Here is an 18,129-nt window from a genome sequence, read left to right on the forward strand (position 1 = left end):
CACCACCGCGCATCGCGAACAACTGGCACCGTGTAGCGTCACCGCGCCGTCCACCTGACACCACGTCAACGGGTTGGGCCGCACATGCCGCCCGTCGTATCTGGGACACCTGTGTCGATGGCCCTCGTCCCCATTTCCCTTACTCTCTTGCAGTTACTGAGGATCTGGTAGAGAGTAGTTGAATGGGTACCAAACACGGGGCAAGCGAACTGCTGGTGAACGCCGACCTGGCGCGTGCCGACTCGCTGGCACGAGAGATCTTCTCCGAGGTGGCCAACAAGTGGGCATTCCTGATCATCGAGTTCCTCGGACAACGCACCATGCGTTTCGGTGAACTACGCGACGAGGTTGGCGGTATCAGCCACAAGATGCTCACCCAGAACCTGCGCATGCTGGAACGCAACGGCCTGGTCGAGCGAACCGTGTATCCCACCATCCCGCCCCGGGTCGAGTACACCCTTACCGGGGCGGGTGAGGCACTGCGCAGCGTGGTCGACGGCATGTGTGGGTGGACGCAGCGCTACTTCAGCCACATCGAGACGTCGCGGCACCGCTTCGACGCCTCGCAGTTGTGATCAATCGAGGACGGCGGTCGCCTCAACCTCGACCAGGTGTTCAGGAACGTCCAACGCCGCGGTCCCGAACAGCGAGGCCGGAGCTATGGGTGTCGTGCCCAGCTTGGCCGACGCCCGCGCGATGCCCTCGAGCAGCTCCGGCATCCGGTCCGGGGTCCAGTCAACGACATGCACGGTCAACTTCACCACATCGGCGAAAGACGCCCCGACGCCAGCCAGCGCGGTACCGACGTTGAGGTAGCACTGCTCGACCTGAGCGGTCAGGTCGCCTTCGCCGATCGTCTTACCGTCCGCATCCCAGGCGACCTGCCCAGCGACATGGATCAGCTTGGAGCCGGTCGCTACCGACACCTGCCGGTACACGTCAACCTCGGGAAGTCCGCTCGGGTTGACCAGGGTTACGGCCATGATGGCTGCCTCCTTTTCGCTCTCTTTCAGATACTAGAACACTATAGGAAACCGCCCTTATGCAGGGAAGAAGGCACTTTTCCGAACCCTAAGAACCTTTCGGTAACTCACCGGGCCGCATCCGGTTCCAGCCGACGCCGGAGGCGGGGGTCGAAGAGCTGGGACCAGCAGGCCCGTCCGTAGCGAGCGGCGTAGCCGAAAGCTCGCGTGTGTGAACGCCAGCAGGCAGGCACACAACGAACAGCCGCGGCCACCGGCCTGGGGCAAGGCGTGACCACCGGTGCTGTCCGAGCAGGACGCGGCCCCCAGCCATCGGCGTCAACGCGTTGAAGGTCCTGAAGCGCCGCGGCGCGGCCCAGAATCGTCCCGGCGCGGTGCCGTATACAGCGCGGTGACATAGTTGTCGACCGCGACTCCGCCGGGCTGACTGGCGACCACCTCAGCGACGCCGTCGAGAAGCGACCGTCGCCGGTCAGCGCTCAACTCGCGCACGGCGGAGAAGGTCGCCCACAATCCGCGAACACGGCGCGGAGTCAGCTGATGCTCCCAGCGAATCATCTCGACCTGGACGGGGCCGAACCAGCCACCTGCCGCCAGCTCCGCCGTGCGCTCGGCAACCCGCATCACCGCTGGTAGGTCCCCCGGGCGGACCTTCTCCCCCGGTAGCCAGCGTCGGTACAACCTGTCCACTTCCGCCCGCCAGGGCGGGATACGGTCCGGGTCACCGAACACGGTCCACCACACCGCCAGCCCTCCGCCCGGCCGTACCAGGCGGGCCAGCCGCCGCACCGCCGCGTCAGGGTCCAGCCAATGAAACGTGGTAGCGCAGACCGCCAGGTCGACATCACCGTCGGGCAGCGGCACGGTGACGAAGTCACCCTCGATGACGGTCACGTCGTGGCCCGCCAGGTCCGTGCGCAGCCGGGCCGCCAGGTGGCCACCCAGCTCCACCGCCAGCACCGAGGCACCGGCGGCCACGAGAGGTCTGGTCGCCTGCCCGGTCCCAGGCCCGATCTCCAGCACGCGGGCACCGGGCCCCAACCCCATGCCCGAGAGCACCTCGTACACCCTCCGCGGGTAGTCCGGCCGGGCCATCTGGTAAATGTCGGGATCCTCGTCGAAGCTGCCCCGCCGCCTCATCCGACGACCGTCACCGTCCATGACACGAGCGTAAGCCCGGAACAGCCGAGGCCACGTGGGAAGCAGACGGGGTCGCCTGCTTCCGCTGAGCGATGATTGTGGTGTCACCCCGCGAGGCGGGAACCGACGACTACGTTCGCGTAGGCGATTACACACAAGATCGCGCGGATGAGCTATGTACCGTCTCAAGCGACTACACTTCACTGGTCGGTATGACGACTCAGCACACGCAGCAGCAGATCCTGGTCCTCGGCGGCACCGGCAAGACCGGCCGGCGCATCGTGGCACGCTTGCAGGGACAGGGCGTACCGGTCCGAGTGGGTTCCCGCTCCGCCCAGCAACCCTTCGACTGGACCGACCAGGCAACCTGGGCACCGGCCCTGCGGGACATCAACGCCGTCTACGTCTCCTACTATCCGGACCTCGCCGAGCCAGGCGCACTCGAGACGGTCTCCGCGTTCACTGATCTCGCGGTGGCGGCCGGAGTCTCCCGACTGGTGTTGCTGTCCGGCCGCGGGCAGGACAGAGCCCAGCTTGCCGAGAAGCACGTTCAGTCCGCCGGGGTCGAGTGGACGATCCTGCGGTCGGGATGGTTCAACCAGAACTTCAGCGAGGACTACCTCCTTGGTCCGATCCTCGGTGGCGAGGTCGTCCTCCCGGTCGGAGCCGTACCCGAGCCGTTCGTGGACGCCGACGACATCGCCGAGGTGGCCACGGCGGCGCTGACCAACAACGGGCACGCCGGGCAGCTCTACGAGCTGACCGGGCCCCGGTTGCTCACCTTCGGCGAGGCGATCGCCGAGATCTCCGCAGTCACGGGTCGGGCCGTCAACTTCGTGCAGGTTTCCCCCGAGGAGTACGCGGACGGCCTCGCCGCCGTAGGCGTCCCCGCGGGGGCGATCGAGTTGCTGACACACCTGTTCACGACCCTGCTGGACGGGCGGAATGCTCAGGTGGCCGACGGTGTCGCGCGGGCCCTCGGCCGGCCGCCCCGCGACTTCACCGACTACGCCACGAGCACCGCGGCCACCGGCGTCTGGGCCAGGGCATAACCTCCGGTGCCATGCGGATCGACTCAGACCACGGCGCTGAGGGCAGTGACCTGAGTCGATCCGCGTGGATCAAGCGGCGAAGCCGCCGTCCACAGCGATGGCGGCACCAGTGACATAGCGACCACCGTCACCCGCGAGGTGGGCGACGGTCGCGGCGACCTCCGACGGCTGGCCGAAGCGACCAAGTGCGGTGAGGCTCTGCTGCACGTCGGCGCCCGCGCCGTCGGCGGGGTTCATGTCGGTCTCCGTCGGCCCGGGATGGACCAGGTTGGCGGTGATCCCCCTGGCACCCAGCTCGCGGGCCAACGACCTGGTCAGGCCGATCAACGCGGTCTTGCTCGTCGAGTACAGCGCGACGCCGGGGAGCGCGGCCCGCTCGGCCAGGCAGCTGCCGATGTTGATGATTCTTCCGCCTTCGGTCATGTGCCGCACCGCTGCCTGGGAAGCCACGAAAGGCGCCCGAACATTGACACTCAACACGCGGTCGATGTCCTCCAGTGACATGTCTTCGACCGGACCGAGCACACCAATCCCCGCGTTGTTGACCACGATGTCGAGCCGCCCGAACTCCTCGACGGCCCGATCTACGGCCGTACGCATCGCCGTCGGGTCCGCACTGTCAGCCTGGACCGCCCAGGCACGGCGCCCCAGCGCCTTGATCCGGTCGACGACGTCTGCCGCGCGCTCGGCACTGTCCCGGTAGGTCAGTGCGACGTCGGCGCCGTCCGCTGCCAGCCTCAGCGCCACAGCCTCGCCGATGCCACGGCTGCCGCCCGTCACGAATGCCACCTTGCCGCCAAGTACCGTAGTCATTGTTCGCTCATCTTTCCTGTCGCCTTCGTCAACGAAACTCATGCTCACGTGTCGCGAGCGAGGAGTCTGGCGGCAATCCGACGTCGCGTTGCGGCCAAGAGCTGCCGAGCACCACCCCTTAACGAGACGTGGAGTCTTCGTCTTCCAGATAGGCCGCGGCGGTCAGTGCCACCACCGGGTCATCGTCGTGGGACAACCGTCGCAGGACGGGCTGCGCGACGGTCCGGGGCAGCTCCAGGATGGCCTGGGTGAGCCGGCTCCGGACGGCGGAGTCCGCGGTAGGGGCGGCGAGCTCGTCGGAGAGGGCGCTGACGATCTGTTCCGCGCGGGCCGGGTCCTCCGACAGGGCCCCCAGGAGTTCGGCCGCCTGGACGTCGTGCCCGCCCTCGACCACCAGGTCGACAAGTGCGGGCACGGCCGCCACCTCGCCACGCCGGCCCAGCGCCAGGGCCGCGTGTCGGCGGACCGCCGGGTCCGGGTCGCCGAGGGCGTTCACGAGCGCTGCTGTCGCCTCGTCACCGGTCAGGGCGGCGACCGCCTGGATCGCGCGGCGGCGGATGTCCACGTTCTCGGAGTGGACACCGGAGGCCAGGCTCGCCAGGGGGTCACCGCCCGCCCGAGCGAGCGCCCATCGCAGCGCGCCGGCCACGTTGGGGTCGGATTCGGCGAGGACCGCGCCGGCCAGCAACTCGGCGGGCACCCGTGCCTCCTCGGCGGGGGCCAGAACACTCTGCTGACGCAGGGCGGCACTGGGTGAGTTGAGCCCGGTTATGAGCTCGATGATGCGCAGGACCCCCGACCATCCGGAGGGCGCCGCGGCATCGACCGTACGAAGCCGGTCGAGCAGCTCCCGTTCCCGCTCCAGCCGCTCTTCGGTCACGGTGATGAGGTCGCCGACCAGGCCGGCCGGTGTGAAGGTGGGATCCTGGAGCGCCCGGGTGATCTGGCGCAGCGACAGCCCCAGTGACCGCAGGCTCTCCACCTGGAACAGCCGCCGTACGTCCTCGTCCGAGTATTCGCGGTAGCCGCCCGAGGTACGACCCGTCGGTCGGACCAGCCCCAGTGCGTCGTAGTGCCGAAGCATGCGGGTGCTCACTCCCGAGCGGCGCGCCACGTCGCCGATCAGCATAATGGTTCCTCTTCCTCACCCACCGGGTCAGCCGTGCGGGCGGCGAGCCGTCCCGCCTCCTCGATGAGCGCGTCGTACTCGGCATCCGGGTCCTCTAGGAGCAGCAGAGTGGCGTGGGCGTGTTCCCGCGTCCTCGTCTCCGAGCTGGCGATACCAGCCGCAAGGGCCGGCATGACCGCCTCGCCGAGGCCGACCAGCGCCCGACTGAGGCTCAGCCACACGTCCCGGTCACCGCGGCCAAGCTGGGTGACCAGTTTCGCGGCCAACGCCTTCTCCTGCCCGTCGGGGACGAGCACGACAGCGGCCCGCCAGGCGGTCCGCGCGACCTCGTCGTCGGGGTCGCGCAGCAGCGTCCCGACGATCGAGGGGTACACGCTCCTGTTATTGATCTTGGATAGCGTGTGAAGGGCCTGGCTACGAGCCTGGGCGTGCTCAGAGGTGAGCTCGGCGACGAGCCGGGGCAGCGTGACCGCCTCCGGGAGGCGGGTAAGCGCCCAGGTGAGCATGTCACGCACGAAGAAGTCCGGCTCGACCGCGCACCGCTGCACCAACACGGTGACAACACGCGGGTCGGGGTGCATACCGACCGCCATGGCCGCCTGTAGCCGGGTGGACGATGTCTTGGCCCGCAAGGCAGCCACCGCACCGTGAGTCGGGGTGTTCTGAGCCGGGTTCATTGGGTACCACCTCCCAGACACAGTCAAGACCTTGTCACCGTGTCAAGGTCAAACGGACCGGCCGAGCCGACCTCGGCTTCACCTGGAAACTGTGGCAGGCTGCCACAGGCACACGCCCGGACGAGGAGGTGCGGTGACAGAGCAGCGCGCATCGGTGCTGATGCTCTCCCTCGGCGGCACGATCGCCATGACCGGCGGCACCGACGGCGTCGTGCCGACGCTGACCGCCGAGGATCTCATCGCCGCCGTACCCGGATGGGCCGACACCGGCATCGACGTACCGGTCCAGACCTTCCGCCAACTGCCGAGCGCCTCCCTCAGCATCGATGACCTCACGGCGCTGGCCACCCTGATCGCCGAGCGCACCGGGACCGGGGACGTGCACGGCGTCGTGGTCACCCAGGGCACCGACACCATCGAGGAAACCGCGTACCTGCTCGACCTGCTGCACGCTGGCGACGCGCCGATCGTGGTCACCGGGGCGATGCGCAACCCCACCCTGGTCGGCGCCGACGGGCCCGCCAACGTCCTCGCCGCGATCCACACCGCCGCCAGCACCGCCGCCCGCGGCCTCGGCACTCTGGTGGTCTTCGCCGACGAGATCCACGCCGCCCGGCACGTCCGCAAGACGCACTCCACCAGCGGCGCCACCTTCCGCTCGCCCAACACCGGCCCGCTCGGCCACGTCGTCGAAGGCGCGGTACGGCTGCTCGCCCACCCGCCCCACCGCCTGACCGTGCCGCTGGGGATGGTCACCCGCGATCCCCGGGTCGGGCTGTACACCGTGACCGTCGGTGACGACGGCACTTTGCTCGCCGGCGCCGAGCACCTGGACGGCCTCGTCGTGGCCGGCTTCGGCGTCGGCCACGTACCCCAACGGCTGGTTGACCACCTCGCCGCCCTCGCGGCGAGGATCCCGGTCGTACTCACCTCCCGCATCGGCGCCGGACCAGCCCTGGACGCCACCTACGCCTTCCCCGGCTCGGAGATCGACCTGCGGCAGCAGGGACTGATCGGTGCCGGGTTCCTCGACCCGTACAAGGCCCGTATCCTGCTGCACACCCTGCTCGCCGTCAGCGCCGACCGCGACACCGTCATCGCCGGGATCACCGCCGCCAGCGGCACCGGAGACCCCGCCCTCTGGCCCTGGGCCAACGCCGCCTGGGACCGGACGCAACGTCGATGACCAGACCGACAGCAGAGCCCTCCCCCGCACCGGCGCCCATTCCCCGTTTGACGTCCCCGCCGAGACCGCTGTGGCAGCGGATCTACCCCGGCCGCTCACCCTCGAGCCACTCGTCGAAGGTGGTCGGCATGATGCGGGCCCCTTCGCCCGGCAGCAACACTGTGCCGGCCATTGAGGAGTCGAAGATGGCCGACCACGTCGGTACGAGCCGCACCGTGTGGCCGCGGGCCTCGTTGGTGCGGCGCGCCAGATCGACGAGGTCCTGCGGCTCCGGGCCGGCGACGTCGGCGTAGCGGCCCCGCGGCTGACCCACCGCGACCTCGGCGAGGACCTCGGCCACGTCCCGGGGCGCGATCGGCTGCACGAGCAGGGGCGCGATGGTGGCGGCACCGTCCAGCTCGGTCCAGCTTGCGACCATCGCGGCGAAGTCGTGAAACTGGGTGGCCGGGACGATGGTCCACGGCAGGGGACCACCAGCCACGAGGCGCTCCTGCTCGCGTTTGCCCGCGTAGTGTGCGGTGCCCTCGACGCGGTCAATCCCGACGATCGACAGGAGAACGTGGTGTCGGATTCCGGCCCGCTCCCCCGCGGCGAGCAGGTGTCGGGTGGTGGCGCCGAAATACGCCACGGCTTCCGCGGGACCGGTCGGCGGCGCGTTGGTGGCGTCGATGACCGCGTCCACACCACCGAGGGCATGGTCGAGCCCGTCGCCGGTGGACAGGTCCACACCCAGCGATCGGCTGATGCGTACGACATCGTGCCCGTCCCGTTCGAGGGCGGCGGCGGTGAGCGTGCCGATGTTGCCGGTGGCCCCAGCGACGGCGATCCGCATGACGGTGCTCCTCTCATCAGCTACCGCGCTGACCGTATCTCGGACTATACGGATCCACAATATCTACAATATGCTGTGCGGGTGAAGTTGCCCGTCAGCACCGAATGGCTGTTGCACTGCGCCGCGACACTGGCGCAACTCGACCCGAGCTCCACCGCGTCGGCGGCACAACTCGCGCGGTACTACGACCTTCCTGCGCCCTACCTCGCCAAGCAGCTACAGGCACTCGTCAAGGCCGGCGTTCTGGTCGCGACGACCGGTCCCACCGGTGGGTTCCGACTCGCGCAACCGGCATCCGAGATCACCCTGCTGCGGATCGTCGAGGCGGTCGACGGCTCCTCCCCGCCATACACGTGCCGCGAGATCCGCCAACAAGGGCAGGGAGCACTCCCCGCCGACGAGTGCCAGAGCCGGTGCGTCCTCGCCGAGAAGATGGCCGAGGCGCACGAGGCGTGGCGGCGCAGTCTCGCCGGCGTCTCCCTCGCCGACATCATCGCCACCCTGCCCCCGGTGGCACCGGCCCGCACCCGCTCACGCCTCACCTCGACAGGCAGCGCCGACCCGACGCACCCGGCACCCTGCTCGCCGTCGGCGCCGACCGCGACACCGTCATCGCCGGACCCACCGCCGCCAGCGGCACCGGAGACCCCGCCCTCTGGCCCTGGGCCAGTTCCGCCTCCGATCGGATACCACGTCGATGACCAGACCGACAGCAGAACCCAACCCCACCGAACCCAGGTCCACCACCCAACTCGTCGACCTGTCACACCTGGTGCGGCACGGCATGACGACCTACCCGGGTCTGCCTGGTCCACACATTGAGGACCACCTGTCCCGCGAGGAGTCCCGGACCCACTACGCGCCGGACACCGAGTTCCAGATCGGCAGGATGACCCTGGTGGCCAACACCGGCACCTATCTGGACGCCCCCTTCCACCGTTTCGCCGACGGCGCCGACCTCGCTGAGGTGCCGCTGTCACGCCTGGTGGACGTGCCGGGTGTACTCGTTGACGTCCACGCCGCCCCGACGCCGGCCATCGGCGCGGACGCGTTCGCCGGCCGCATGGTGACCGGACGAGCGGTGCTGGTTCGCACCGGCTGGGACCGACATTGGGGCACTCCGACCTACGGCACCGACGGTCATCCCTTTCTCACCGCCGAGGCAGCCGCCTGGCTGGCCTCGCAGAATCCCGCGGTGGTCGGGATCGATTCGGTCAACATCGACGACGTGGCCGACCTGCGCCGTCCGGCACACACCGAGCTGCTGGCCGCCGGCATTCCGGTCGTCGAGCACCTGCGCGGGCTGGAAGGGCTGCCGGCAGGAGGCTTCCGCTTCTCCGCCGCTCCGCTCGCCGTGGTGGGCATGGGAACCTTCCCGGTCCGGGCGTACGCGCTGATCGACCCGGCCTGACCCGCGCCGGCCCGCTCGTCGCTGCCGGGCTGGACAAAGAACGGTAGTCGCGTCGAGTTCGCGCGGATTCAGCCGGCGGTGTCGCGGACCGCCTGGGCGAAGACCTCGGAGCGGTGCTCGAAGTTACGGAACTGCCCGTAGCTCGGTGCCGCTGGCGACAGCAGCACCACCCCGCCGGCCGGAGTGACCCGCCGGGCCAGCCGAACCGCCTCGACCAGATCGCCGGTGACATCGCATCGGACCTTCGGCAACCCGTCCAGCGCGGCGACGATCCGCGCCCCGCTGTCCGGTACGCCGATCACGGTGATCTCCCGCTCGGCGAGGTGATCGCGCAGCGGCGTGTAGTCCAGGCCCCGGTCGGCACCGCCGACGATCACGGTAAGCGCCCGCCCGTCGTACGCGTCGATCGCGTGCATGGCCGCGTACGGGCTGGTGGCGAGGGTGTCGTCGACGAAGGTGAGACCGGACGGATCAACGATCTCGGTGAGCCGGTGTGCCAACCCCTGGAACCCGGCGACGGCCACCGCCAGGGTGTCCCGGCGGGCGAGCACGTCGACGCCGAGCACGTCGAGCACGGCCAGCGCCACGCAGAGGTTGCCCTCGTTGTGCCGTCCGACCAGCGGCAGCACCGCCCGGGGGAAGAGCGGCTGGTCGCCGAGGTGGAACCAGGGCGTGCCGTCCGGGCCGCCCGCCACGTGGGTGGTGTCGGGGGTGCCGGCTCGCACAACGGGCCGGTCACCGAGCTCGGCGGCGAGCCGCGGGTCGGCGCCGTTGACCACGACGGTCTCCGGGCCGTGGGCGAGCAGGTTGAGCTTGTCCCGGTAGTACTCCCGTTCGCCGCCGTGGGCGTCCAGGTGCTCGGGGAAGAGCGCGGTCACCACCGCCACCCGGGGCGAGTCGGTCAAGTCGCTGCACTGGTAGCTGGAGAGCTCCAGCACGTAGAGGTCGGCCGCCGGCAGGTCCAACGTCGGCACCCCGATGTTGCCACCGAAGACGTTGGGCTGGTCCACCGCGGCGAGCAGGTGGCTGATCAGGCTGGAGGTGGTGCTCTTGCCCTTGCTGCCGGTGACCCCGACGGTGCGGGCGGCGTGGTCGGCCATCCAGAGCGCCGTGCCCTGGGTGACCGGCACCTGACGTCGCCACAGCTCGGCCAGCCACGGGTGGGTGTTCGGGACACCCGGCGAGCGGACCACCACGTCGGCGGCGGCCAGCCGTTGCGCCCCCGCGTCGCCGGTGACCAGCGGCGCCGCCGTCGCGAGAAATCCGTCCCAGGGCGGGCTGACCGTCGAGCCGCCGTCGTCGACAGCGACCAGGTCCGCCGGGCCGTGCGCGGCGATCGCGACCACCGCCGCTCGTCCCTCCCGACCGGTCCCCCAGACCGCGACTTTGCGTCCGCGCAGGTCAGACAGGCGCACGGGCTCTCCTCGAAATATCGACGACGTCGGTGGGCGGTCCGGGCGCACTCGGGCACGGCGGACGAACCAGGGCCTAGTATGGCGTGTGCCCAACGAGCAGCTGCGGCGGATGGACGCCTTCACCTTCCCGTCCTACTCCTTCGACCTGTCCACCGGGGAGGCGTTGTTCGACTACGCCCTGACCGGGCCGGACGGCGAGCAACGTTTCACGGAGGTGATCACCCTCCCGCTGCCCGCGTCACCCCCCTCGGATGAGCGGGTAGCCACCCTGGGGCGGGTCCTGGAGCTCCTGCACGTGATCGCCGGGGTCAGCTACTACAAGACTGCCGCCCCGCACCGGCTGGTGCTGCCGGCTCCGCTGGGGCCGTCCGCCGTCGCGTTGGTCACCGCCGTCTACACCAAGGGCCTCGCGGAGTACGCGTACCGCAACGCGCTGCCGCACGTGCTGCGGCTGCGTCCCGAGGTGCCCTCTGGTGAGGTCACCCCACCGGTCGGGTACGACACCGACGGCCGGCGACCACTGTCGGCGGTCGGGGGCGGCAAGGACTCGATCGTCAGCCTGGAGGCGCTGCGCCGGGACGGGCTGGACCCGTTGCCGTTCTCGGTCAACCCCAACCGGGTGATCGAGGCGGTGAACGTCGCCTCCGGGTTGCCGGCGCTGGCGGCACGACGGCGCATCGACCCGGTGCTGTTCGACCTGAACGCCGCCGGTGCGTTGAACGGCCACATTCCGGTGACCGCGATCAACTCGCTGATCGCGGTGGCCACCTCGGTGCTGAACGGGCTGGGCCCCGTGGTGATGTCCAACGAGCGCTCGGCGTCGGACCCGAACCTGATCTGGGACGGGCACCAGATCAATCACCAGTGGTCCAAGGGCGTCGAGGCGGAGGGACTGCTGCGCGGGGCGCTCGAGGAGCACGCCGGTCTCACCGACCCGTACTTCTCCCTGCTGCGCCAGCTCTCGGAGCTGCACATCGCCCGGACCTTCGCCCGAATCGGCGGCTACGACGACGTGGTGACCAGCTGCAACGCCGCGTTCAAGCTTCGTGGCGCGAGTGATCGCTGGTGCCGGGACTGCCCCAAGTGCCGGTTCGTCTTCCTCGCCCTGGCGCCGTTCATGCCGCGCGAGCGGATCACCCGTGTCTTCGGCGGCGATCTGCTGGCCGACCCGGCGCAACTACCCGGCTACCGGGAGCTGCTGGGCGTGGACGGGCACAAGCCGTTCGAGTGTGTCGGCGAGGTCGAGGAGTCGGTGGTGGCGCTCAGCCTGCTCGGGGAGCAGTCGGGATGGCGCGACGCGCCGGTGGTAAGCGCCCTGATCGACGCGGTCCCGGAGACGGCCTGGAAGACGGCGGCCACCTCCGCCGTCTTCACACCGGGCGGACCCAGCTTCACCCCCACCCGATACGCCGACGCCCTCGGCTCCCTCACCGAGCCGGCTCGGAACCTGCCCGGGTGACGCTGGCCGCCACGGGCCTGCGGATCGCGTCCAGGGCCAGCAGGGCCACGTGCAGACCGAGGCAGGCGTCCACCGAGTCGAGGTCCACGTCGAGGATTCGACCGATCCGGGCCAGGCGTTCGTAGAACGCCGGGCGGGACAGGTGCGCCGCGACGGCGCCGGCAGACTTGTTCCGGCCCTGCTCCAGGTACGCCCGCAGCGTGCCGAGTAGCTGTTCCCGGGGGTGCTGCGCATCGTAGGACAGCAGGGCGCCCAGCTCCCGCTCGACGAAGGTCTGTAGGGACGGCTCGTCTCGCAGCAGGTGCAGCAGGCCGGCGAGCCCGACGTGCGGCAACCGGTAGATCGGCAGGTCCCGCCGATCCCGGCGGGCCGCCTCGGCCACCTGCCGCGCCTCGACCAGGGAGCGGCGCGCCTCCCGCAGACTGCCCACGCCCGAGCCGGCACCGATCACGGTGGTGCCGGCCGGGTCGGGGCGGCCCGTGCTCCGCCCGCCGTTTGATGGGGCGTTGACTCGCCCGGGGAACAGTTCGGGGCGGGCCCGGCGGAGCTCCGCGACGAAGGCGGTGAGAGCCCGTTCTTCGCCGGAATGGTCAGGCAACGCGAGCAGCACACCGACCGCCTGGTCGTCGAGCGCACTGGTCAACGCGGTCAGCTGCGCCTCGTGTACGGCGTGGCCGACTGCCTCGGCGAGTTCCCGCAGCCGGACCGAGCCGGCCCGCGGCCCTCCCCCGGGTACGTGACCGCCCTCGTCGGACATGGCCTGATCCGGATCGTCGGCCCGGTACCGGACCACCACCCCCACCAGGTGCCGCCCCTCCAACGGCACACCGAGGGCGCGGGCCCGCAGGGCCACCTCGTCCACCGGCCGGGCGTGATCGAGCAGGGCCGCCAGCAGGGTACGGTGCACCTGCCGTTCCAGGCCCTCGGCATCCCGCCGGATCAGCCGGCCCAGCGCGAGGCTCGACGCCGCCCGTTCCACCAGGATCGTCAGTCGGGTGGGCGGGGTGTCCGGCCGATCTCCGGGGGACGCCGCACTGCCACCGAGCCAGCGCACCAGCAGCCTCCCCCAGTCCTGCCCCCGGGCACCGACCATGGTCACCAGCCAGCCGCTGTCCACGTCGTACGCGGTCCGGCCCGCCGGCAGAATCCCCCGGGACAGCTGCTCCCAGCCGTCGAGCAGCAGCGTGGCGCTGCCGCCCGCCGGGTCGTAGGCGAGCACCTGCCGGGACAGGTTCTCCAGCACCACCGCGCAGCCGGAGAGTTCAGCCGCCTGTCGGACCACCTCCTCCGGTCCCGCGCCCTCCATCGAGAGCTCGGTGAAGCGCTGATGGATCTCCTCGGTGGCGCGCAACTCGGCGAGCTGGGCATCCACGATCAACGCGTGCACCGCCTCGGTGACCCGTACGAACGGGGTGGCCCGACGCAGCTCGACCAGGGGCAGCCCGTGTCGGGCGGCCGCGGCGGCCATCGCGCGGGGCACCCCGCCGAAGTAGCGGCGGCCCAGCTCGACGACGAGGCCGGCGACGCCGACAGCCGCCAGGTCCGCGATGAACGCCCGCAGCCCGGCGTTGTCGGCCGGCAGCCCGATCCCGGTGGTTAGTACCAGTTCGCCGCCCCCGAGCAGGGTGGCGATGTCGGGCACCTCGGCCACGTGCACCCAGCGGACCCGTCGGTCCAACGCGGCTTCGCCGGCGACGACGCGGGGCGCGCCGGAGCGCACCGGTTCGAGCGCGAGCACTTCCCGAATGGTGGGGAACACGGCGACACGCTACCTCGTATGACGTTGGTCACCGGGCTCCCGTGCCTCGCGGCGGCGGCCGGGGGTGGACAGCGGTGCGCAGCGCGGCGCGGGGCGCCCGGTACCAGTGGTCAGAGCGGGTCGTCCCGGCCCAGTTCCCAGCAGGCGACGGCGGTGGCGGCGGCGACGTTGAGCGAGTCGACGCTGCGGCGCATCGGGATGACCAACCGGACGTCGCTGGCCTCCATCGCCTCCCGGGTCAGGCCCGAGCCCTCCGCGCCGAGCAGCAGCGCCGCCCGGGCCCGCTGGCCTGGTTCAAGGCGCTGGATCGGCACCGCGTCGGGGGCGGGGGTCAGGGCCAGCACGGAGAAGCCGGCGGCGCGGACCTCGGCGAGCGCGTCGGGCCAGGGGCCGAGCGTCGCGTACGGCACGGCGAACACCTCCCCCATGCTGACCCGGACGCTACGGCGGTAGAGCGGGTCGGCGCAGGTCGGGGAGAGCAGCACCGCGTCCACACCGAGCCCGGCGACGGCCCGGAAGATCGAGCCGAGGTTGGTGTGGTTGTTCACGTCTTCGAGGATCACCACCCGGCGGGCGGTGCCGAGCACCTCGGCGGCCGTCGGCTGCCGCTGGCGACGAAACGACGCCAAAACGCCCCGGTGTACGTGGAAGCCGGTGATCTGGCGCAGCACGTCCGGGGTGGCGGCGTAGACCGGGGCCTCGCCGGTGTGCAGGTCGGCGATCTGCTCCACCCGCTTGGCGTCCACCAGGTAGGACCGGGCCGGGTAGCCGGCGCGCAGCGCTCGCCGCAACACCAGTTCGCCCTCGGCGATGAAGAGGCCGTGCGGTGGCTCCCAGCGGGTCCGCAGCTCCACGTCGGTGAGCGCGCGGTAGTCGGCGATCCGGTCGTCGTCGGGGTCGGTGATCTGGTGGACGGGCACCGGACGATTCTGCCGGACGCCGTTGACGACACCCCGCCCACCCGGCCGGACGCCCTCCTCGACCGGAGTGCCTGCTCGACCGGAGTGCCTGCTCGGCCCGGCATGTGACGAGCAGCGACAGTCGGGGCGGGAGGAGCGTGGGCGACGCGGGGACACGAGCGCGCCCGCCCCGAGCCGGGGCGGGCGCGCTCTCCTGCCGTCGGTCAGCTGCCGTCGGTGAGTTGGGTGACGAAGGCCCGCCACGCCGCCGGGCCGAAGACCAACGCCGGCCCGGTCGGATCCTTGGAGTCCCGCACGCCGACGACGCCCGGAAGATTGTCGGCGACCTCGACGCACGAGCCACCGTTGTTGCCGCTCTTGCGCCATCGCGCACCGGTCAGGTCCATGATCCCGGCGCTTCCCTGATCAGCTCCAAGGAGGAAAGCTCGGGGGAGGGCTTCGCCCCGGATACGCTCCCACCTTCGGCTCAGGGTAGCAACGTCGGCGGGCTGGCGGAGGATCTGCGCGGGCGCCTGACTGTCGACGTGGGCCGACTGGTAGAGCACCCCCTCGAAGATGACGGCGGTCAGCAGCGGGGGCGGTCCGTGCGGAGGATGGCCTGTCGGCTGATCCGGGAGGCGACGAGCTCGTCGACCTCGCCCGGGGTCAGCGCCTCGCCGGCGAGGGTCGCGCGGGCGTAGTCCTCTGTCTGGAGCAGGCCGGGTATCCAGGTGTGCTCGAACCAGCGCACCGCGACCGCTTCGCGCTCCCAGTCAACCCACTCCCGCAACCACTCCGGCTCGCGACGTTTGACGACATCCGGCCAAAGGTCCTCAACGTCCCGGCCGAGGATGGTGGCCACCTGCACCCGGCGACGGGGCTGCGGAACGCGTCCCGGCGTAGTCCAACGCGCCGCCGTCTTCGGGTCAACACCGGTCTGGGCAGCCAGACTCTCCGCGGTCTCCCCCGCCTCGACCATGGCCGCTGCAATGCATAGTTCATCCTGCCTCCATTCAAGGGATGCTCTCGGACGTCCCAACAACGTGCACAAATGCTGTGTACTCATCCCATGGCGTGTTGAAAGAGTGTCCGTCATGGACACACGTCGGGGGAGGACCCGAATTTCGTCGGAGAAGCTGAGGGAGCGCCTGCACCCGGAATGGGTTCAGGGCAATCCACCAGCCGCGAAAGCAAGGATGACCGATGCATCAAAAGCCGCTGGTCGGGGCCACTACAAACCGTCGTCTCGGACCACTACTGCCGAGTGCCGCGCGGAGCCGACTGAGCCATTCCGCGCCGTTTCAACAGCTCCCCGGCAACACATTCAAGGTCAATAGACCACACCCGCGCTTTGCCGCCAGCACGTTTCCTGGGGTGCAGGGTGCGTCGATTGTGACACTGTCTCATCTTTGGTGGCGACCGGGGCGCCACCGGCAGATGACCGCACTGGCCGGCTTCATCGCCACATAGCGCTGCCCCGTTTCAGCGTTTTTTTCGGTTTCGTGTTTGTCTGCGTGCGGTGTCGGTTTAGCGTCCGGGGTTGGGTGCTACCGCCTGTTCGGTAGCCGAGGAGCGCCGTCCCGGCCCTCGCGGCTGGCAGGGTTCCTCGCCGTTCGCTGGGAAGGGGCGTTGACACCGGATGAGACATCAGGACCACAACCGCGGACACGAGTGGGATCGCTTTGGTGGTGACCCTGCACGACCACGGTGGCGGTGGTGGGTCGTCGGCTTGGTGGGTATGACCGGCTTGGCATTAACTGTCGTTGGTGGTGTGGCGACACCGGCCGTCGGTGCGGGCGGACGTGTCCTCACCAGCGCCGAGGAGCAGCCGGGGGCGTCCGCTGGGGATCGGCCCGGAGGCGGGTACCGCGACGACGGCAAGGGTGCTGTCGAGGGCTTGGGTGAGGCCAAGGGGAGGAAGGGGGGTAAGGGGCAGGGTGTGCCGGTCGCGTGCGATGCGGACGCGTTGATTGCCGCGATCAGTGCGGGCAATGCGCGTGGTGGTGCCGTGCTCGACCTGGCCAAGGGCTGCACCTACCTGCTCACCGCTGATCTCGGGGGTGCTGGTCTGCCCGTGATTACCGCCCCGATCACGCTCAATGGTGGTAAGCACACGACTATCAAGCGGGCAGCTGCGGTTGACCAGTTCCGGATCCTCACCGTCGACACCGGCGGTGACCTCACCCTCAACCACCTGACCATCACCGGCGCGCAGACCGTCCAAAACGGCGGGGCGATCTTCGTCAACACCGGTGGTGCTCTCACCCTTGATCGCACCATGCTCATGCGCAACATCAGCGCACAGGGGGGTGGTGGCATCCGAAACCTGGGAACCACCACCGTCACACACTCCCGCATCGAACGGAACATCGCCGGCGAGAACGGGGGTGGAGTCCTCAACACGGGCGTGCTCAGGATTCACTCCTCCGCTGTGGACGGCAACGTCGCCACCAATGGTGGTGGCATCTCCAGCACCGGCACCGTTACTGCTGCCCACAGTGCAATCACCGGGAATCGGGCAACATCCGTGGTCGGCGGTGGACTGCTCGTCACCGGAGGAACCGCATCAATTACCGACTCTCGGGTAGTCCGAAACTCCTCCAACGTCGAGGGCGGCGGAGTGGCGTCCATTACCTCGCAGATCACCCTGCACCGGGTCGTCATCGCTGACAACGCCGCCCGCGCTGGAAGCGGCGGGCTACTTGTCGGCGCCTCCTCGGCCGTCGTCCGGCAGAGTGTCATCGAGGGCAACAACACCGCCAACACCGATGGCGGAGGCGTCTTCAACGCTGGCGACTTGTCACTGTTCGACACCCAGATCCGTGGCAACCGTGCCGCTCGTGGTGCGGGCATCTATAATGACGCACTCGGCGCGCTCGCCCTGTATAGCAGCACGATCAAGAAGAATATCGCCGTCACCGACGGTGGTGGAATCTTCAACGAGCCGGGTGCAACGGTCGAGCTGAACACGGCTACTGGCACGACTGTCATCAAGAACCGGCCCAACAACTGCGTGAACGTTGTCGGCTGCCCGGGCTGAGGCCATCGCGCCGGACAACACCATGGGTTCCGCCCCGTGCCCGTGTGGCGCGGAGCGGAACCCGTTTGGTTGTCGTGGGACGGAGTCGCCGTCGCGGTACACCCGGCTATCGCGTGACGGAACAGGCCATTAACAGCCACGACTGCGATGTCCGCTGGATCGCTACGGACGACGTTGTGGCGGTGTGCTGGTATCGGTTCACCTGGTCCGGGCTGGTGGACGGCCAGCCACGATCTGGCGGCGGGCGGGGGACGAACGTACTGACACGTCGGGATGGCTCGTGGCAGATGGTGCATGAGCATCTATCCCACTGACCTGGATTGACGATGACTGA

General features: G+C 69.8%; 17 protein-coding genes and 3 pseudogenes. 9 read left to right on the forward strand and 11 right to left on the reverse strand.

The window, feature by feature from the left end:
- Positions 1 to 182: 182 nt before the first annotated feature.
- The gene (locus STROP_RS14995) at positions 183 to 575 is read left to right on the forward strand and encodes a winged helix-turn-helix transcriptional regulator (RefSeq protein WP_012014210.1); all 393 of its coding nucleotides are present in this window, start codon (positions 183 to 185) and stop codon (positions 573 to 575) included.
- Here STROP_RS14995 and STROP_RS15000 read toward each other — a convergent pair whose 3' ends face one another.
- Positions 576 to 983: a RidA family protein gene (locus STROP_RS15000; RefSeq protein ID WP_012014211.1), complete on the reverse strand. Its 408-nt coding sequence runs from the start codon at positions 981 to 983 to the stop codon at positions 576 to 578.
- 318 nt (positions 984 to 1,301) lie between these two features.
- A complete protein-coding gene (locus tag STROP_RS15005; RefSeq protein ID WP_018833097.1) occupies positions 1,302 to 2,144 on the reverse strand; it encodes a class I SAM-dependent methyltransferase in 843 nt (280 codons plus the stop codon).
- A gap of 191 nt (positions 2,145 to 2,335) precedes the next feature.
- Between STROP_RS15005 and STROP_RS15010 the strand changes: the two genes are divergently transcribed.
- Positions 2,336 to 3,175 (forward strand): NAD(P)H-binding protein, encoded by an 840-nt coding sequence (locus STROP_RS15010; protein WP_012014213.1) that lies wholly within the window; start codon positions 2,336 to 2,338, stop codon positions 3,173 to 3,175.
- A gap of 69 nt (positions 3,176 to 3,244) precedes the next feature.
- Here the strand turns inward: STROP_RS15010 and STROP_RS15015 are convergent, their stop codons facing one another.
- The 3 genes from STROP_RS15015 to STROP_RS15025 all read right to left on the reverse strand — a co-directional run bounded on the left by STROP_RS15015 (position 3,245) and on the right by STROP_RS15025 (position 5,794).
- Complete coding sequence (locus STROP_RS15015; protein WP_026275256.1) at positions 3,245 to 3,988, reverse strand: 3-oxoacyl-ACP reductase family protein; 744 nt, start codon at positions 3,986 to 3,988, stop codon at positions 3,245 to 3,247.
- Between the two features lie 118 nt (positions 3,989 to 4,106).
- Positions 4,107 to 5,117: a HEAT repeat domain-containing protein gene (locus STROP_RS15020; RefSeq protein WP_012014215.1), complete on the reverse strand. Its 1,011-nt coding sequence runs from the start codon at positions 5,115 to 5,117 to the stop codon at positions 4,107 to 4,109.
- Entirely contained in the window at positions 5,111 to 5,794 is a 684-nt protein-coding gene (locus tag STROP_RS15025) for a HEAT repeat domain-containing protein (RefSeq protein WP_012014216.1), read from the reverse strand. Before STROP_RS15025 ends, STROP_RS15020 begins: the two co-directional genes overlap by 7 nt.
- Before the next feature lie 133 nt (positions 5,795 to 5,927).
- Here STROP_RS15025 and STROP_RS15030 point away from each other — a divergent pair, with 133 nt between their 5' ends.
- Entirely contained in the window at positions 5,928 to 6,980 is a 1,053-nt protein-coding gene (locus STROP_RS15030; RefSeq protein ID WP_012014217.1) for an asparaginase, read from the forward strand.
- 82 nt (positions 6,981 to 7,062) lie between these two features.
- On the opposite strand, the gene STROP_RS15035 is transcribed toward STROP_RS15030, so the two are convergent.
- Positions 7,063 to 7,812 carry an SDR family oxidoreductase gene (locus STROP_RS15035; protein ID WP_012014218.1) on the reverse strand — a complete coding sequence of 250 codons (750 nt, stop codon included), beginning with the start codon at positions 7,810 to 7,812 and terminating at the stop codon, positions 7,063 to 7,065.
- An 81-nt stretch (positions 7,813 to 7,893) separates the two neighbouring features.
- On the opposite strand from STROP_RS15035, the pseudogene STROP_RS26200 reads away from it, so the two are divergent.
- The 3 genes and pseudogenes from STROP_RS26200 to STROP_RS15045 form a co-directional block, all read left to right on the forward strand.
- A pseudogene (locus STROP_RS26200) lies at positions 7,894 to 8,250 on the forward strand (RrF2 family transcriptional regulator); the annotation flags it as partial.
- Between the two features lie 137 nt (positions 8,251 to 8,387).
- Positions 8,388 to 8,513 (forward strand): annotated as a pseudogene (locus STROP_RS26205) (asparaginase); the annotation flags it as partial.
- The gene (locus STROP_RS15045; protein ID WP_012014219.1) at positions 8,510 to 9,223 is read left to right on the forward strand and encodes a cyclase family protein; all 714 of its coding nucleotides are present in this window, start codon (positions 8,510 to 8,512) and stop codon (positions 9,221 to 9,223) included. The pseudogene STROP_RS26205 and the gene STROP_RS15045, both read left to right, overlap by 4 nt.
- Positions 9,224 to 9,291: 68 nt before the next feature.
- Here STROP_RS15045 and murD read toward each other — a convergent pair whose 3' ends face one another.
- The gene (gene murD, locus STROP_RS15050) at positions 9,292 to 10,638 is read right to left on the reverse strand and encodes a UDP-N-acetylmuramoyl-L-alanine--D-glutamate ligase (protein WP_012014220.1); all 1,347 of its coding nucleotides are present in this window, start codon (positions 10,636 to 10,638) and stop codon (positions 9,292 to 9,294) included.
- 85 nt (positions 10,639 to 10,723) lie between these two features.
- On the opposite strand from murD, the gene STROP_RS15055 reads away from it, so the two are divergent.
- Entirely contained in the window at positions 10,724 to 12,097 is a 1,374-nt protein-coding gene (locus STROP_RS15055) for a MurL-like N-terminal domain-containing (RefSeq protein ID WP_012014221.1), read from the forward strand.
- On the opposite strand, the gene STROP_RS15060 is transcribed toward STROP_RS15055, so the two are convergent.
- From STROP_RS15060 to STROP_RS15075, 4 genes and pseudogenes are all read right to left on the reverse strand, one after another.
- The gene (locus STROP_RS15060) at positions 12,066 to 13,856 is read right to left on the reverse strand and encodes a PucR family transcriptional regulator (protein ID WP_012014222.1); all 1,791 of its coding nucleotides are present in this window, start codon (positions 13,854 to 13,856) and stop codon (positions 12,066 to 12,068) included. The genes STROP_RS15055 and STROP_RS15060 overlap by 32 nt on opposite strands.
- Positions 13,857 to 13,966: 110 nt before the next feature.
- Complete coding sequence (locus STROP_RS15065) at positions 13,967 to 14,776, reverse strand: TrmH family RNA methyltransferase (protein ID WP_028569502.1); 810 nt, start codon at positions 14,774 to 14,776, stop codon at positions 13,967 to 13,969.
- A gap of 203 nt (positions 14,777 to 14,979) precedes the next feature.
- A complete protein-coding gene (locus tag STROP_RS15070) occupies positions 14,980 to 15,162 on the reverse strand; it encodes a DUF397 domain-containing protein (RefSeq protein WP_028568155.1) in 183 nt (60 codons plus the stop codon).
- Positions 15,153 to 15,734, reverse strand: a pseudogene (locus STROP_RS15075) (Scr1 family TA system antitoxin-like transcriptional regulator). The gene STROP_RS15070 and the pseudogene STROP_RS15075 overlap by 10 nt, the downstream one beginning before the upstream one ends.
- Before the next feature lie 660 nt (positions 15,735 to 16,394).
- Between STROP_RS15075 and STROP_RS15080 the strand changes: the two are divergent.
- Positions 16,395 to 17,795, forward strand: coding sequence for a hypothetical protein (locus STROP_RS15080; protein ID WP_012014226.1), 1,401 nt, complete (start codon positions 16,395 to 16,397; stop codon positions 17,793 to 17,795).
- 182 nt (positions 17,796 to 17,977) lie between these two features.
- Entirely contained in the window at positions 17,978 to 18,109 is a 132-nt protein-coding gene (locus STROP_RS24445; protein WP_230582505.1) for a nuclear transport factor 2 family protein, read from the forward strand.
- Positions 18,110 to 18,129 lie beyond the last annotated feature (20 nt).

The sequence above is a fragment of the Salinispora tropica CNB-440 genome (genome assembly GCF_000016425.1).
GTDB classification, from domain to species: domain Bacteria; phylum Actinomycetota; class Actinomycetes; order Mycobacteriales; family Micromonosporaceae; genus Micromonospora; species Micromonospora tropica.